The organism is Sphingomonas jejuensis (assembly GCF_011927695.1).
GTDB lineage: Bacteria > Pseudomonadota > Alphaproteobacteria > Sphingomonadales > Sphingomonadaceae > Sphingomonas_K > Sphingomonas_K jejuensis.
Map to the genome: position 1 here is coordinate 301,232 of NZ_JAATJE010000002.1, position 14,976 is coordinate 316,207.

Here is a 14,976-nt window from a genome sequence, read left to right on the forward strand (position 1 = left end):
CGCCAACGTCGCATATGAGGCCGGTCCCGCCCTTTTCATGATCGATCCTTCTCCATGACCCTTCAGAACGCGGCCGATATGGTCGTCGATGCCGCCCGTGTCACCCTGACGCTGGGCCAGGGCGACGGCGCCACCGAGATCCTGCGCGGCATCGACCTGAAGGTGCCGGGCGGCGAGAGCCTGGCGCTGCTCGGCGCGTCGGGATCGGGCAAGTCGTCGCTGATGGCGGTGCTGTCCGGGCTGGAGCGCGCGACCGGCGGCAGCGTGCGGGTGGCGGGCATGGATTTCGGCGCGCTGGACGAGGACTCACTGGCCCGCGCGCGGCGCGGGCGGGTGGGCATCGTGCTGCAGGCGTTCCACCTGCTGCCGACGATGACCGCGCTGGAGAATGTGGCCGTGCCCATGGAGCTGGCGGGCATCGACGATGCGTTCGAGCGGGGACGCGCGGAGTTGGCGGCGGTCGGCCTGAGGCACCGCACCGACCATTATCCCACGCAGCTGTCGGGCGGCGAGCAGCAGCGCGTCGCGATCGCGCGCGCGCTGGGGCCGCGCCCGCAGCTGCTGTTCGCCGACGAGCCGACCGGCAACCTGGATGCCGCGACCGGCGCCAGCGTAATGGACCTGCTGTTCGAGCGGCGCGCGGCAACCGGCGCGACCCTGATCGTCATCACCCACGACCCGTCGCTGGCCGCGCGCTGCGACCGGGTGGTGGAGCTGGCCGACGGCCGTATCGTCGCCGAACGACGCCGGGCCGAAAGGGTTGGCGCCGCATGACCGGCTGGCGGCTCGCCTGGACGCTGGCGCGGCGGGAGCTGCGCGGGCGCTTCCGCGGTCTTCGCCTGCTGATCGTCTGCCTGTTCCTGGGGGTGGGCGCGCTGGCCGCGATCGGCAGCCTGTCGGCGGCGATCGGCGAGGAACTGGCATCGCGCGGACGGTCGATCCTGGGCGGCGACATCGAGCTGAGCGTGTCGCAGCGCGCCGCGACCGCCGGGGAGCGCGCCCGGATGGCGGCGATCGGGCGGGTATCCGAGACGGTGAGGATGCAGGCAACCGCCATCAGCGGCGGGCGGAGCCAGCCGGTCGAGCTGAAGGGAGTGGACGCGCAATACCCGCTGGTCGGTCGCGTCCGGCTGGCGGACGGGCGACAGGTGGCGGCCCCGGCCGGGAACGCCGCCTTCATCGGACCCGCGCTTGCCGAGCGGCTGGGCGTCGGCGTGGGCGATCCCGTGCAGTTCGGCACCGCCACGCTGCGGGTCGCCGGGATCATCGCGGAGGAGCCCGACCGGCTGAGCGAGGGCTTCACGCTCGGCCCCGTCGCGCTGGTGTCGCTGGCGGCGATCGAGCGCACCGGGCTGGTCCAGCCGGGCAGCCTGTTCGAGCGCAAGTTCCGCATCGCGATGCCGGCGTCCGCCGATCCGGCCGCGGCGGCGGAAAGCTTCAAGGCGGGCTATCCCGCCGGCGGGTGGGAAAGCCGGACGCGCGATCGCGCCGCGCCCGGCGCCGCCCGCTTCGTGGAGCGGATGGGGCAGTTCCTGGTGCTGGTCGGACTGGCCGCGCTGGTGATCGCCGGCATCGGGGTCGGCAACGGCGTGTCGTCCTACCTCGCGGCGCGGCGCGGCGGCATCGCCACGTTGAAGGTGCTGGGCGCCACGTCGGCGACGATCGCGCGCGTGTACCTGCTGCAGCTGGCGGCGGCGGCGGCGATCGGGATCGGCGCAGGGCTGATCGCGGGGATCGTGGCGGTGCCGGCGATCGTCGCGCTGGCGGGCGACGTGCTGCCGGTGTCCCCCGCCTTTTCGATCGAGCCGCTGCCGCTGGCGCTGGCGGCGCTTTATGGCGCCCTGATCGCGCTTGCATTCACCGTGGAGCCGTTGGCGGAGGCGGGCGCGGTGCCCGCGGCCGGCCTGTTGCGCGGCGTGCATGACCGGCGCCGCGCGCCGTGGCGGCGCACGCTGCCGCTGCAGCTGGCAGCCGGCGCCGTGATCCTGGCCATCGCGATCGGCAGCGCCGACCAGCGCGGGCTGACCGCCGGCTTCCTGGCGGCGGTGGCGGGCGTGCTGCTGCTGCTGGGGGCGATCGGCTGGCTGGTCAGGCGCGGCGCCCGGGCGGTGCCGCGCCCGCGCAATCCGCTGTGGCGGCTGGCGATCGGCGGGCTGCACCGGCCGGGCGCGCGTACGGGTGCGCTGGTGGTCGCACTGGGCCTTGGCCTGACGCTGTTCGTGCTGCTGGCGGCGATCCGCACCAGCCTGGATGCCAACATCGCCGGATCGGTGCCGGAGCGCGCGCCCGCGCTGTTCGCGCTCGACCTGCCGCGCGACCGCGAGGCGGAGTTCCGGCAGGCGGTGCAGGCGGTCGCGCCCCGTGCGGAGATCGCCACGGTGCCGGTGCTGCGCGGACGGGTGACCGGATTTCGCGACACGGAGGTGGCAGACCTGGAAACGCTGCCCGAGGGTGCCTGGGCGGTGCGCGGGGAGCGCAACCTGACCTATGCCGCCTCCCCGCCGGCGGGAAGCGAGGTGATCGCGGGCCGGTGGTGGCGGGCGGACGACCGCACGTCGCGGCTGGTATCGGTGGATGAGCAGCTTGCCACCGCGCTGGGTCTGAGCGTCGGCGATCCCATCCGCTTCACCCTGCTGGGCATCGAGCGCGAGGCGAGGATCGCGTCGATCCGCCGCATCCAGTGGGACAGCTTCGGGTTCAATTTCATCCTGGTGTTCTCACCGGGCGCGATCGCGGATGCGCCGCACAACCTGGCCGCGACGATCGACATGCCGGCGGCGGCGGCGGAGCAGGTCATCGCGGCGGTGCAGCCGCGCTTCCCCTCCACCACGATCGTGGCGGTCGGCGGCATCCTGGGCCAGGTCCAGGCGATCCTGGCGCAGATGAGCACGGCGATCGCCGCGGCCGCCTCCATCGCCGTGCTGGCGGGGATCGCCGTGCTGATCGGCGCGATCGCCGCGACCCGCGAGGCGCGCACCTATGACGGCGTCATCCTGAAGACGCTGGGCGCGACCAGGACCCAGGTGCTGGGCGTGCAGGCGATCGAATATGCGCTGTTGAGCCTGGTGCTGGCGGGCGTGGCGCTGCTGCTGGGCGGGGCCGGCGCGTGGTGGGTGGTGACGGAGCTGTTCGGGTTCGAATGGCGGCCGGACTGGAGCGTCGTGCTGTTGACGCTGGCGGCGGGCGCCGGGATCACGATGGCGGCGGGGCTGATCGGCGCCGTGCCGATCCTGAGTGCGCGGCCGGCCCGCGCGCTGAGAGAGCTGTAAGGGAGAGCGACGGATGGCCGAGCGGTTCGAACGGCACAAGCAGCCCTGGACGGCTGACGAGCTGACCAAGCTCCACACGCTGGTGAAGAAGGGCATGGCGCTGAAGGCCATCGCCAAGGCGCTGACGCGGAGCGAGGAAAGCGTGAAGCAAAGGGCCAAGGAAGACGGCCTGAGCATCGCCAAGCTGCGGTAAGGCTCCCCCGCTCCTCTTCGCCGTCCTGTCCGGCGTCAGGCGGCGACCGCCTCCAGCGCTTCGCTGGCTTCCATCCAGGCGGATTCCGCTTCCTCGATCCGGGCGTCAAGCTTGCCGCGGCGGCGGGAAAGCTCGCCCATGCCGAGCGTCCGGAGCGCCGGCTCCGCCGCCCTTGGATCGGACATGGCGCGATCGATCGCGGCGCGTTCGGCGGTGAGGCGGGCAAGCTCGGCCTCCGCGGACTTGGCCTGCTTGCGCAGCGCCTGGTCGCGTTCGCGCGCTTCGTCCCGCGCGCGCTTGTCGCCCTTCTTGCCCTTGCCGTCCGCCTTGGCCGGACCGCCCAGGATGAAGGCGATATAATCGTCGAGGCTGCCGTCGAACTCCCGCGCGGTACCGCCATCGACCAGCACGAGCCGGTCGGCGGTCAGCTCCAGCATGTGGCGGTCGTGGCTGACGATCACCACCGCGCCCGTATAGTCGTTCAGCGCCTGCACCAGCGCCTCGCGCGCATCGACGTCCAGGTGGTTGGTGGGCTCGTCCAGGATCAGCATGTGCGGGGCGTCGCGCGTGATGAGCGCGAGCGCGAGCCGCGCACGCTCGCCGCCCGACAGCCGGCCGACCAGCGTCGTCGCCTTGTCGCCCGAAAAGCCGAACCGGCCGAGCTGTGCACGGACGGCGGCGGGCGATGCGCCCTTCATGACGCGGGTCATGTGTTCGAGCGGCGTGTCGCCGGTGTCGAGCTCCTCCACCTGATACTGGGTGAAATATCCGACCTTCATCTTGCCGGATGCGGCCATGCCGCCGTCCATGGGCGCAAGCTGTGCCGCCAGCAGCCGGGCGAGCGTGGTCTTGCCGTTGCCGTTGCGGCCGAGCAGCGCGATGCGGTCGTCCGGGTCGAGCCGGAGGTTCAGCCGCTTCAGGATCGGCACCTCGTCATAGCCGACGGCGGCCATGTCGAGCGTGATGAGCGGCGGGCGCAGCTTGTCCGGGTCGGGGAAGCCGAACGACAGCGACGGATCGTTGGCAAGCTCCGCGATGGGCTGCATCTTCGCCAGCATCTTGGCGCGGCTCTGCGCCTGCTTGGCGGTGGATGCGCGGGCGGAGTTGCGCGCGACATAATCCTGCAGCTTGGCGCGCTGCGCGTCCTGGTTGGCCTTTGCCGCGGCGATCTGCGCCATGCGCTCCGCCCGCTGGCGTTCGAACGCGTCGTATCCGCCGACATAGAGCGTCGTCTTGCCGCCCTGCAGGTGCAGGATATGGTCGACGATGTTGTTGAGGAAGTCGCGTTCGTGGCTGACCACGACGATCGTCGCCTTGTAGGACTTCAGGAAGTCCTCCAGCCACATCACCGCCTCCAGATCGAGGTGGTTGGAGGGCTCGTCGAGCAGCAGCAGGTCGGGCGCGGAGAACAGCAGCGCGGCGAGCGCCACGCGCATCTTCCATCCGCCGGAAAAGCTGTCGAGCGGGCGGGCCTGCATGTCCTCGTCAAAGCCGAGGCCGAGCAGGATCTGCGACACGCGCGCAGGCGCGGTGTAGGCGTCGATGGCGATCAGCCGCTCGTAGAGGTCGCCGAGGCGGTCCGGATCCTCGCTCGTCTCCGCTTCCGCCATCAGCGCCGCGCGCTCCGTATCGGCGGCGAGCACGGTGTCGAACGGCGTCGCAGTTCCGTGCGGTGCTTCCTGCGCGATATAGCCGATGCGGGCGCCGCGCGGCATGTCGGCGCTGCCGCCGTCGGGCTCCAGCAAGCCCGCGATGACCTTCACCAGCGTCGACTTGCCCGCGCCATTGCGGCCGATCAGCCCAACGCGGCTGCCCGGCGGAAGCGCGGCGCTGGCGCGGTCGAGGATCGTGCGCCCGCCGAGGCGCACCGTGATGGCATTGAGGCTGAGCATGGCCGGCGCGTTAGCAAATGCGGGCGGCGGACAACAGGGTCGGGTTGACGCGCAGCCCCGCCTCCCGGAAGGAGCCGACCGACCCCCCTTGGATGGAGCGAGCCATGAGCGACACCCGGACCGAAACCGACAGCATCGGCGCGATCGCGGTGCCCGCCGACGCCTATTGGGGCGCACAGACGCAGCGGTCGATCGAGAATTTTCCGTTCGGCCAGACCGAGCGGATGCCGATCGGCATCGTCCATGCGCAGGCCATCGTGAAGCAGGCGGCGGCGCGGGTGAACGGCAAGCACGGGCTGGACGCCGGCCTCGTCTCCGCGATCGAGGATGCCGCGCAGGCGATCACGGCCGGCCGGCTGGACGACCAGTTCCCGCTCGTCATCTGGCAGACGGGGTCGGGCACGCAGACCAACATGAACGTGAACGAGGTGATCGCGGGTTACGCCAACGAGAAGCTGGCAGGCACGCGGGGCGGCAAGTCCCCCGTGCACCCGAACGACCATGTGAACATGAGCCAGTCGTCCAACGACAGCTTCCCGACCGCGCTGCACGTCGCAACCGTGCTGGCGACGGAAACGGTGCTGCTGCCGGCGATCGCGCGGCTGCAGGACGCGATCACCGCCAAGGCGGTGGCGTGGAGCGGGATCGTGAAGATCGGCCGCACGCACACGCAGGACGCGACGCCGCTGACGCTTGGCCAGGAATTCGGCGGCTATGCCGCGCAGCTGGCGAGCTGCCGTGCGCGGATCGAAGGTGCGCTGAACGGCAACATCCGCAAGCTGGCCATCGGCGGCACCGCCGTCGGCACCGGGCTGAACGCGCCGGCGGGCTGGGCGCCCGACATGGTGGCGGCGATCAGCGACATCGCCGGCACGCGGTTCGAGGAAGCGCCCAACAAGTTCGAGCAGCTTGCCGCCAAGGACGGGCTGGTGTTCTTCGCCGGCGCGCTCAACACGCTGGCGGTGGCGCTGACCAAGATCGCCAACGACATCCGCTTCCTGGGGTCGGGCCCGCGGTCGGGCCTGGGCGAGCTCAGCCTGCCCGCCAACGAGCCCGGCAGCTCCATCATGCCGGGCAAGGTCAACCCGACGCAGTGCGAGTCGCTGACCATGGTCGCCGCGCAGGTGATGGGAAACACGCAGGCCGTGACAATCGGCGGCATGCAGGGCCATTTCGAGCTCAACGTGTTCATGCCGCTGATCGGCGCCAACGTGCTGCGGTCGATCCACCTGCTGGCGACCGGTATGACGAGCTTTGCCGAGCGCTGCGTCGACGGGATCGAGGCCAACGAGCGCCAGATCGCCGAGCTGGTCGGCCGATCGCTGATGCTGGTGACCGCGCTGGCGCCCGAGATCGGGTACGACAACGCCGCCAAGATCGCCAAGAACGCGCACGAGAAGGGCCTGACGCTGAAGGAAAGCGGGCTGGCGATGGGTCTGGTCGACGAAGCGACGTTCGACCGCGTCGTGCGGCCCGAGAATATGCTGGGCGGCGCCTGATCCCGGGAACAATCATCGGCCAATCGCGCTTCGCTCCCGACAATCGTTTCGGGAGTATGACCATGATCGGCAAGGTGATCGGGATGCTGGTTGGCCGCGAGATGGACCGGCGCGACGGGTCCGGCGGCCTGAAGGGCGCGGCGCTTGGCGCGCTGGTCGGCGGCGGCCTGCGCCGCATGGGTCCGTTCGGCACCATGCTGGGCGCGGCCTATGTCGGCAAGAAGCTGCTAGACCGCCGCCGGGTGAAGCGGACGGGCGTGCCGCCGCGTTACTGAGCGGCCGCCTGCCATGTCCTGATCGCATCGGACGGTGTGATCAGCATCAGGATGTTGAGCGAGAGGTTGTCGCGAATGGCGACAAGCGCGACACCCTCCAGCAGCAGCGCCACGGCCAGCGCGCCCCACGCCGGCATGCGGGACGCGAGCAGGAAGCCGAGCAGCATCCACCCGATGTCGGCGACCGAGTTGAGGACGCTGTCTCCGGTATAGCCGAGCGCGATCGTGGCGTCCCGGTACCGGTCGATCATCGCCGGCGTATTTTCCGCGATCTCCCACGCGGCCTCCACCGCGACGGCGACACACAGGCGCGCGCCCACCGACAGGCGCGGCAGCGCGAGGCGGGTCACCCAGAAGAAGATCAGCCCGTGCACGACGTGGCTGAGCGTGTACCAGTCCGCCAGATGCTGGCTGTTTTCGGCCGAATTGACCGCGCTGTGCCACAGCCTGATCGTGCCGCAGGTGCAGATCGGCTCCCGCCCCATGAGGAGAAGAACCGCGGCAGTCGCGAGGACGAGCGCTGCCGCAGACAGCAGATGATGCCGGCCGATCCGCGTCTTCATCTGCCATCCCCCACGCGCGGCGTTGACGCCATCCTGTGCAGCCGCCACTAGCGGCCATGGTCGACGCCCACCAGCCCGCCACGGATCCCCACAAGTTCAAGCGGCGCGGCATGTTGTTCGTGCTGTCGTCGCCGTCCGGCGCCGGCAAGTCGACGATCGCACGCAAGCTGCTGGGCGCCGACGACGGGCTGCAGATGTCGGTGTCCGCCACCACCCGCGCGCCGCGCCCGGGTGAGCAGGACGGGCGCGATTACCACTTCGTCGACCTGCCCGAATTCAAGCGGATGGTGTCCGACGGCGAGTTCCTGGAATGGGCGCACGTCTTCGACCACCGGTACGGCACGCCGCGCGCGCCGGTGGAAGCGATGCTGGCATCCGGGCGCGACGTGCTGTTCGACATCGACTGGCAGGGCGCGCAGCAGCTGTTCCAGCTGGCCGCCGGCGACGTGGTGCGCGTGTTCATCATGCCGCCGTCGATGCAGGAGCTGGAACGCCGCCTGCGCGGGCGCGCGACCGACAGCGACGACGTGGTGACCCGGCGCATGGAGCGCGCAGCGGCCGAGGTCGGCCACTGGGACGGCTACGACTATGTGCTGGTCAACGACGATGTCGATGCCTGCTTCGACCGGGTGCACACGATCCTGCGGGCCGAGCGCCTGAAGCGGAGCCGGCAGACCGGGCTGATCGGCTTCATCCGGAGCCTGACGCGCTGAGGCACGTTGTTCCTCCCGCATAAACAGGGAGGATCATGATGCCACGGACGATCATCGGCGGGCTGCTCGGCGGCCTGGCGCTCTACTTCGTCGGATTCATCTTCTGGGGAACGCCGCTTGCGGCGCTGGCGTACAAGTCGCTGCCCGAAGCGCAGGGGGCCGCGCTGCAACTGGCGATGGCGCAGACGCTGACCACCGGCGGCACCGGCACCTATGTGGTGCCCAACCCGGCGACCAATGCCGGCACCACGCTGTACGGACAGGGGCCGGTCGCCACCGTGCATTACAACAGCGGCGGGTTCCCGGTGGTGGATGCTGGCGCGCTGGCGGTGACCCTGGTGCTGGCGCTGATCGCCGGGCTGGTGATCGCATTCGCGCTGGCGAAGGTCGCGCGCCGATCGGCCGAGCCGAGCCTGGCGTTTCGCGTGGGCGCGCTGTTCGCGATTGCCATCCCGCTCTACCTGCGGCTGGGCGACGCCTTTTCCAACCATTTCGGGCTGGGGTATTTCGCCTATGGCTTCGTGGCGGACGCGATCGGCTTCGTCGCCTGCGTGGCGGTGATCAGCCGCTTCCTGCGGGTGGCGCCGGCGGGCCGGCCGATCGATTAATCGAGCAGCGCGAGGAAGCGGGCGGCGGCCATCCATTCGGTGCGGCGGGCGGCGAGCACGGCCGTCGCCTCCGCATCCTCGCCCCAGCGCTGCTGCTGCCATTGTTCGTCGACGGTGACCGCCGCCCAGCCATCGTCGGCGGTGAGGGCGCCTTCGTCCACCGCCAGCGCCACCACGAGCGATCCGCCGATCGTCACCAGCGGCGACAGCCCGGCGAGCCGGAACGGCGGGCGGCCGGTGAGGGCAGCGGCCAGCCGGTCAAGCGTGGCGGGTGGCTGCGGCCGGTGGATGATGCCGGTCGCGGGCGTGAAGGCGACGTCGAACCGCCCACCCGCCCAGACCAGCGGCGGGTCCCACGCCGCGGCCTGCGCCGCCACCAGGCTGTCGGGTGCATCCGCCCGGTAGATGAGGAGGTCACTGTCGGCATAGGCGGCGAGCGGGCGGATGAAGGCGGGGGGATCGGGCGCCACGATGTCGATGGCGGCGTTGGCGAGGCCGGTGAGGCGCATGGCGCGCGGATCGATCACATCCGCGACGGCCGCCCATTCGGCCGCGACTGCATCGGCAAGATCCCGAGTCGGCAGCAGCAGCGGCCGGCGGCCGGGCGTGCGGACCGGCCGGTCATCAAGCCGGATGGCGTGCCCGCCGGGATCGGCGACCACGGCGACGTCGGTCCAGAACCGCTTCACGGGCGGTCGTCCCCGGGCGATCGCCAGCGCCGCGCGAGACGGCGGGTGAGGACGCCGATCACCAGGAAGCCGGCCACGACCATCGCATAGCCGGCTGCCACGGGAACACCGTCCGACCGGCCGCTGGCGACGACGATCCCGAACATGATGAGCAGCACGCCGCCGATGCGGGTGGCGGCGAGCAGGAAGAAGCGATTGCGCGCGGGATCGACGCTCATGCCGGGTTCCGCATCCAGGCGGCGGTGGCGGGATCGCCGGCGGCCGCCACGCCGTCGGCCGCCGCGAGGCGCGCGGCATCGGACTTGTTCTGGTTCATCTTGCAGGTGGCCCGCCAGGCGGTGATCCGAAGCTCGAACCCGCGGATGTCGTTCAGCATCGCGTCAAAGGTGCCCGGCTTCATCCCCGCGCGCGTCCAGGCGGGCTTCGGCGCCAGCGCTCGCTCCGACTGGGCGACCAGCAGATCGACCTGTTCGGCGAGCGCGGCACGGCCCAGCGGATGGACGGTCCCCTCCAGCTCGGCGGCGACATAGTTCCAGGTGGGCACCTGACCGGGGCCGAGCCGGTACCAGTCCGGGCTGACATAATGGTGGGGGCCGGATGCCACGAACAAGGCGGTGGCGCCGTCCAGCCGGTCCGCCACGTCGTTGCGCGCCGACAGGTGGAAGCGCACGGCATCGTCGCCGGCGGGCGTGACCGGCAGGTGCACGACCCGCGGCCCCGCGTCCGTCTGCACGAACAGCGTGCCGAACGGATGGTCGGCGACGAAGCGGCGGACCCAGGCGCGGTCCTCCACCCGGAAGGCGGGATCGGGATGCATCAGCGGCTGCCGCGGCTGCGCCGTTCGCCGCGACGTTCCTTTCTGACACCCTTGGCATGGGCGCGCGCCTTCTGCTTCAGCTGTTCGCGGCTGAGCGGCGGCGGACCGTCGTCGAGCGGGCGGTCACCGAGCGAGAGATCGAAGCCAAGCGTCGTCATGCTCTCGGCGAAATGGGGCGGCAGCTCCGCCGTCACGTCGACCCGGCCGCCGTCCGGATGATCGATGCGCAGGCGGCGCGCGTGGAGGTGCATCTTGCGACTGACCCCGCCGGTCAGGAACGCGTCCTGCCCGCCATATTTGCCGTCGCCCAGGATGGGATGGCCGATCGCGGCCATGTGGACGCGAAGCTGATGCGTGCGGCCGGTAAAGGGTTGCAGCTCCACCCAGGCGGCGCGATTGCCGGCCTGTTCGATCACGCGGTAGCGCGTGCGCGCGGGCGACCCTTCCGCCTCGTCGACCTGCATCTTTTCCCCGCCCGAGCCCGGCTGCTTGCCGATCGGCAGTTCGATCATGCCATCCTCGACCTGCGGCACGCCGGTGACGACGGCCCAATAGACCTTGCGCGCGGTGCGGCTGGAAAAGCTCTTGGCAAAGCTTGCCGCCGCGCGGGCCGACCGGGCAAGCAGCAGCGCGCCGGACGTGTCCTTGTCCAGCCGGTGGACAAGCTTGGGCCGGGCCGGCGCATCGAAAGCGAGCGCATCGAGAAGGCCGTCGAGATGCTCGGTGGTCTTGGTGCCGCCCTGCGTGGCGAGGCCAGGGGGCTTGTTGACCACGATCGCCTGCGGGTCGCGGTGGATCACCATTTCCTGCGCGAACGCCTCCTGCTCGGGCGTGAGCGGGACGCGGGGGCGGCGCGGGCGGTCGGCCGCCGCGGCCGCGGGCTTGGGGTCGAGCGGGGGAACGCGGATGACCTGCCCCGCCTCGATGCGGTCGCCGGGCGTCGCGCGCTTGCCATCGACGCGGATCTGGCCGGTGCGCGCCCAGCGCGACACCTGCGCGAAGCCGAGATCCTCCATGTGCCGCTTGAACCAGCGGTCGAGCCGGATGCCGTCGTCGTCCGGCCCGACGGTGAAGCTGCGCGCCTCGCTCATGCCGCGACCCGCACGGCGTGGAGGCCGATCCAGAGGAGCACAACCGCGCCCAGCACGGACGCGCCGACATAGGCGAGCGCGGGACCGATCGCGCCGCGTTCCAGCATGGCCACGACCTCCAGGCTGAAGGCGGAAAAGGTGGTGAAGCCGCCGAGCACGCCGACCGCGAGGAACAGCCGGAGCGCGGTGCCGCGCGCATCGGCCGGGATGGCCCCGGCAACAAGGCCCATCGCCAGTCCGCCCGCCAGGTTGACGGCCAGCGTCCCCCACGGAAAGCCGGGGCCGAACAGGCGCAGCGCGGCCGTGCCGACGCCATAGCGCGCCGCCGCGCCGATCGCGCCGCCGGCCGCCACGAGAAAAAGAGGCTGCATGGGCCAAGCGCTTAGCCCGGCCGCGCCCGTTTCGCCAGCGGAGCGGTGCGGAACCGGGCGCGCGGCGGTTCATTGTGCGGATCATGGCAGACAAAGGACGAGCAGGGATCGATCCGCGCTGGATCGGCGGCGGGTTGCTGGCGGTGGGCATCGGCGCCCTGGCGGCGGCCTATCTGAAGCGCGCACGATCAGAAGCGCCGGGCTATCGCCCGCTCCTGACCGAGGGCGACATCCAGTTGCGCGCCTATCCCCGGCTGACGCTGGCCAGCACGACGCGCGACGGCGGGCGCGAGCAGGCGCTGAAGGCGGGGTTCAGGACGCTCGCCGACTACATTTTCGCCAAGGATCGGGGCGGCGAGCGCATCGCGATGACGTCCCCCGTGCTAAACGACCGCGACGGATCGGCGTGGCGCACGCGCTTCGTGATGCCGGAAGGGCGCCGCCCGGCGGACCTGCCGGCGCCGGGCAGCCAGGCCGTGACGATCGCGGAGGAGCCGGCGCGGCGCATGGCGGCGATCCGCTTCAACGGCCGACCCGACGATGCCGCCCAGGGAGAGCATGAGGCGCGGCTGCGCCGCTGGATCGCGGCCAAGGGATTGCGGGTCGACGGGGATGCGGTATTCGCCTTCTACGACCCGCCGATGATGCCGTCCGCGCTTCGCCGGTCGGAAGTGATCATCCCGGTTGGCTGACCGGGCCGGAGACACGTCATGCTCAACATCCTGTCCATCCTGATCGGCGTGTTCGCGCTCCTCCTCGGCCTGCCGGCGTTCCTGCCGCTGCTGGGCTGGGCGTGGTGGTTCATCCTGCCGGTGGCCGCAGTGGGCGCGCTGGTCGGGCAGCTGTCGGCAAGCCGCACGGGACGCAATTTCAACCTGCTGCTGATGCTGATCGGCGTGATCCGCCTGTCGCTGGGCGGCGGGATTTTCTGAACGCGTCGGCGGCGGCCCCGCGCGACGAGACCCGTGCGGGCATCGCTTATGCGCTGTCCGCCTATCTGATGTGGGGCGTGCTGCCGCTCTACTTCCGGACGGTCAGCAGCGTTCATCCCTTCGAGATCGTCGCGCAGCGCGTGCTGTGGTCGGTGATCTTCATTGCCGGCGTGCTGCTGGCAGCGGGCAGGATGGGCCGCTTGCGCCGGGCCGTCGGCGACAAGCGGGTGGTGCTGACGCTGGCGGCGACGGCGGGGCTGATCGGGCTCAACTGGCTGATCTACGTGTGGGCCGTGCTGAACGGCCATGTGCTGGCGACGAGCCTTGGCTATTACCTCAACCCGCTGGTGAACGTGGCGATGGGGGTGGTGGTGCTGAAGGAACGGCTGAGCCGCGCGCAGGTGGTCGCGGTGATGCTGGCCGCGGCAGGCGTCCTGGTGCTGGCGCTGGGCGCGCCGGACGGGCTCTGGATCAGCCTGACCCTTGCCGTCAGCTTTGCGAGCTACGGCCTCCTGCGCAAGATCGTGGCGGTGGAGGCGTTGGAGGGGCTGGCCGTAGAAACGCTGATCCTGGCGGTGCCGGCGGCAGCGGCCATCGCCTGGTTCGCCTCCGCCGGCGCGCTCAGCTTCGGCACGGCCCCCGACGTCAGCCTGTTGCTGATGGCCGGCGGCGTGGTCACGGCGTTGCCGCTGCTGCTGTTCGCCGCGGGCGCACGCAGGTTGCGCTATTCAACGGTCGGGATCCTGCAGTTCGTGGCGCCGACCATCCAGTTCGGACTGGCCGTGCTGGTGTTCCGCGAGCCGCTGTCGCTGGCGCAGCTTGCCTGCTTTTCTGCGATCTGGGCGGGCCTGGCGATCTACCTGACGGACAGCATCCGGACGGCGCGGCGCGCGCCGGCCTAGGCCGCGATTCGCGAGAAGCCGGGAACGCGGGCGAGCCGGCCGAGGCCGATCGGGTTGGCGAAGCGCGCGTGGAGATGACCGTCCTCGCTGGAGAGCACGCGCGCGTGCGCCGCACCCAGGCCGGGAAGCTTCAGGCGCACCTGCGCGCCCGGAGGAATGAGGCCACGCATCTCGGCCGTGAAGCCGTCGGCACTCAGCATGTTCACGAGAATGTCGATGCCATGATAGCCGCAGGCGCGGCGCGACCCTGCGACAGCCTGTTCGTGCTGATCGGCACCGCTTTCCAGCGCCAAGCGTCCGGCAAGTTTCATCCAGCGACGTCCCTCAAACCTGCCGGGAGACTATGGAGCCAATGGTTTCGAGTTGGTTAACGGGGCGTCGGAGCGCTGCGGCGACACGTTCTATTTCCACGACGAACTGTGCTGACACTTGGAACCGCGTCGGAGGAAACTTCGAAACTGCCCGTCAAGGCTCCTCGATCTCGGGCGGGATCGGCACGAGCTCGTAGATGTCGAGTCGCGCCTCCTGCCCCGCCACGGGCAGGACGAGGCGCCACCGGAAGGCCCCGATGCGCTCGACAATGCCAACCAGGTCATGTTCGGGCTGTTCGCCATAGCCCACCGCGCCGGGCTCCCGCCCGGGCACGCGGGTGCCCAGGAAGACATAGCGGTTGGCCTCGTCGGCATAGAGCCAGCCGGCGGGCTGATCGGTGCCTGTCTGCTTGGTGAAGTTGAGCATCTGCCCGTCCGACCGGACATAGCAGAAGAAGGGGCGAAAGGCGGCAAAGGCGGCCCGGCCCGGCCCCGGCGTTCCGATGCGCACGGTGCGGCACCGGTAGGAGCCGGGCGGAAGCGCGGGATGATCGAGCCCGCTGTCGCCCGACAGCAGATCAGCGTTGGCGGTGAGCGCGGCCGGCGCGCGCCGCCCGGCATCGGCAAGTGCGCGCGTCCAGACAGCGCCCAGATCGTCGAGGCGCGCGCGGTCCGCGGGCTTGATGATGGTTTCCCAGGCGCGTTGCGGATCCGGCAGGGGCGCGGGCGCCGTCGCCACCACCGTCGGTGCGGGGGCGGAGGCGCAGGCCGACAGCCAGAGCACGCAGGACATGGTCATCGGCAGGGTGCGAAGCATAGCCCGACCTTTCGGGCCGCCGCGACGCTGTTTT

The 14,976-nt window shown here is 70.9% G+C and carries 19 protein-coding genes; 10 read left to right on the forward strand and 9 right to left on the reverse strand.

Annotation, left to right across the window (positions count from 1 at the left end; all coding sequences use genetic code 11):
- Nucleotides 1-54 precede the first annotated feature (54 nt).
- The 3 genes from GGR88_RS10955 to GGR88_RS10965 are packed head-to-tail and all read left to right on the forward strand — an operon-like array spanning nt 55 to nt 3,462.
- Nucleotides 55-774: an ABC transporter ATP-binding protein gene (locus GGR88_RS10955; protein WP_245196852.1), complete on the forward strand. Its 720-nt coding sequence runs from the start codon at nt 55-57 to the stop codon at nt 772-774.
- Nucleotides 771-3,269 (forward strand): ABC transporter permease, encoded by a 2,499-nt coding sequence (locus GGR88_RS10960; RefSeq protein ID WP_167954901.1) that lies wholly within the window; start codon nt 771-773, stop codon nt 3,267-3,269. Before GGR88_RS10955 ends, GGR88_RS10960 begins: the two co-directional genes overlap by 4 nt.
- Before the next feature lie 13 nt (nt 3,270-3,282).
- Complete coding sequence (locus tag GGR88_RS10965; protein ID WP_167954903.1) at nt 3,283-3,462, forward strand: hypothetical protein; 180 nt, start codon at nt 3,283-3,285, stop codon at nt 3,460-3,462.
- Between the two features lie 35 nt (nt 3,463-3,497).
- On the opposite strand, the gene GGR88_RS10970 is transcribed toward GGR88_RS10965, so the two are convergent.
- Complete coding sequence (locus tag GGR88_RS10970; protein ID WP_167954905.1) at nt 3,498-5,354, reverse strand: ABC-F family ATP-binding cassette domain-containing protein; 1,857 nt, start codon at nt 5,352-5,354, stop codon at nt 3,498-3,500.
- 104 nt (nt 5,355-5,458) lie between these two features.
- Between GGR88_RS10970 and fumC the strand changes: the two genes are divergently transcribed.
- Both fumC and GGR88_RS10980 read left to right on the forward strand, forming a co-directional pair.
- The gene (gene fumC / locus GGR88_RS10975; RefSeq protein WP_167954907.1) at nt 5,459-6,853 is read left to right on the forward strand and encodes a class II fumarate hydratase; all 1,395 of its coding nucleotides are present in this window, start codon (nt 5,459-5,461) and stop codon (nt 6,851-6,853) included.
- 62 nt (nt 6,854-6,915) lie between these two features.
- Entirely contained in the window at nt 6,916-7,128 is a 213-nt protein-coding gene (locus GGR88_RS10980; RefSeq protein WP_167954909.1) for a hypothetical protein, read from the forward strand.
- On the opposite strand, the gene GGR88_RS10985 is transcribed toward GGR88_RS10980, so the two are convergent.
- On the reverse strand, nt 7,122-7,691 hold the full coding sequence (locus GGR88_RS10985) for a DUF2585 domain-containing protein (RefSeq protein WP_167954911.1): 570 nt from the start codon (nt 7,689-7,691) through the stop codon (nt 7,122-7,124). The genes GGR88_RS10980 and GGR88_RS10985 overlap by 7 nt on opposite strands.
- A 56-nt stretch (nt 7,692-7,747) precedes the next feature.
- Between GGR88_RS10985 and gmk the strand changes: the two genes are divergently transcribed.
- Nucleotides 7,748-8,404, forward strand: coding sequence for a guanylate kinase (gene gmk / locus GGR88_RS10990; RefSeq protein WP_167954913.1), 657 nt, complete (start codon nt 7,748-7,750; stop codon nt 8,402-8,404).
- A gap of 35 nt (nt 8,405-8,439) precedes the next feature.
- Nucleotides 8,440-9,012 (forward strand): hypothetical protein, encoded by a 573-nt coding sequence (locus GGR88_RS10995; protein ID WP_245196854.1) that lies wholly within the window; start codon nt 8,440-8,442, stop codon nt 9,010-9,012.
- Here GGR88_RS10995 and GGR88_RS11000 read toward each other — a convergent pair.
- Genes GGR88_RS11000 through crcB form a run of 5 tightly spaced genes read right to left on the reverse strand, consistent with a single transcriptional unit; the run spans nt 9,009 to nt 11,980 of the window.
- Entirely contained in the window at nt 9,009-9,701 is a 693-nt protein-coding gene (locus GGR88_RS11000) for an ATP12 family protein (RefSeq protein ID WP_167954915.1), read from the reverse strand. The two genes, GGR88_RS10995 and GGR88_RS11000, sit on opposite strands and share 4 nt — an antisense overlap.
- Nucleotides 9,698-9,919: a hypothetical protein gene (locus GGR88_RS15345; RefSeq protein WP_167954917.1), complete on the reverse strand. Its 222-nt coding sequence runs from the start codon at nt 9,917-9,919 to the stop codon at nt 9,698-9,700. Before GGR88_RS15345 ends, GGR88_RS11000 begins: the two co-directional genes overlap by 4 nt.
- The gene (locus tag GGR88_RS11010; RefSeq protein ID WP_167954919.1) at nt 9,916-10,518 is read right to left on the reverse strand and encodes an FMN-binding negative transcriptional regulator; all 603 of its coding nucleotides are present in this window, start codon (nt 10,516-10,518) and stop codon (nt 9,916-9,918) included. The genes GGR88_RS15345 and GGR88_RS11010 overlap by 4 nt, the downstream gene beginning before the upstream one ends.
- Nucleotides 10,518-11,609, reverse strand: coding sequence for an RluA family pseudouridine synthase (locus GGR88_RS11015; protein WP_167954921.1), 1,092 nt, complete (start codon nt 11,607-11,609; stop codon nt 10,518-10,520). The genes GGR88_RS11010 and GGR88_RS11015 overlap by 1 nt, the downstream gene beginning before the upstream one ends.
- The gene (gene crcB, locus GGR88_RS11020; RefSeq protein ID WP_167954924.1) at nt 11,606-11,980 is read right to left on the reverse strand and encodes a fluoride efflux transporter CrcB; all 375 of its coding nucleotides are present in this window, start codon (nt 11,978-11,980) and stop codon (nt 11,606-11,608) included. The genes GGR88_RS11015 and crcB overlap by 4 nt, the downstream gene beginning before the upstream one ends.
- Before the next feature lie 83 nt (nt 11,981-12,063).
- Here crcB and GGR88_RS11025 point away from each other — a divergent pair, with 83 nt between their 5' ends.
- Genes GGR88_RS11025 through rarD form a run of 3 tightly spaced genes read left to right on the forward strand, consistent with a single transcriptional unit; the run spans nt 12,064 to nt 13,814 of the window.
- Complete coding sequence (locus tag GGR88_RS11025; RefSeq protein ID WP_167954926.1) at nt 12,064-12,672, forward strand: SOUL family heme-binding protein; 609 nt, start codon at nt 12,064-12,066, stop codon at nt 12,670-12,672.
- Between the two features lie 18 nt (nt 12,673-12,690).
- Entirely contained in the window at nt 12,691-12,912 is a 222-nt protein-coding gene (locus GGR88_RS15350) for a hypothetical protein (RefSeq protein ID WP_245196864.1), read from the forward strand.
- Between the two features lie 41 nt (nt 12,913-12,953).
- The gene (gene rarD, locus GGR88_RS11030; protein ID WP_342449815.1) at nt 12,954-13,814 is read left to right on the forward strand and encodes an EamA family transporter RarD; all 861 of its coding nucleotides are present in this window, start codon (nt 12,954-12,956) and stop codon (nt 13,812-13,814) included.
- On the opposite strand, the gene GGR88_RS11035 is transcribed toward rarD, so the two are convergent.
- Nucleotides 13,811-14,125, reverse strand: a complete 315-nt coding sequence (locus GGR88_RS11035; RefSeq protein WP_167954930.1) for a hypothetical protein — start codon at nt 14,123-14,125, stop codon at nt 13,811-13,813. The two genes, rarD and GGR88_RS11035, sit on opposite strands and share 4 nt — an antisense overlap.
- A gap of 154 nt (nt 14,126-14,279) precedes the next feature.
- The gene (locus tag GGR88_RS11040) at nt 14,280-14,924 is read right to left on the reverse strand and encodes a DUF4893 domain-containing protein (RefSeq protein ID WP_167954932.1); all 645 of its coding nucleotides are present in this window, start codon (nt 14,922-14,924) and stop codon (nt 14,280-14,282) included.
- Nucleotides 14,925-14,976 lie beyond the last annotated feature (52 nt).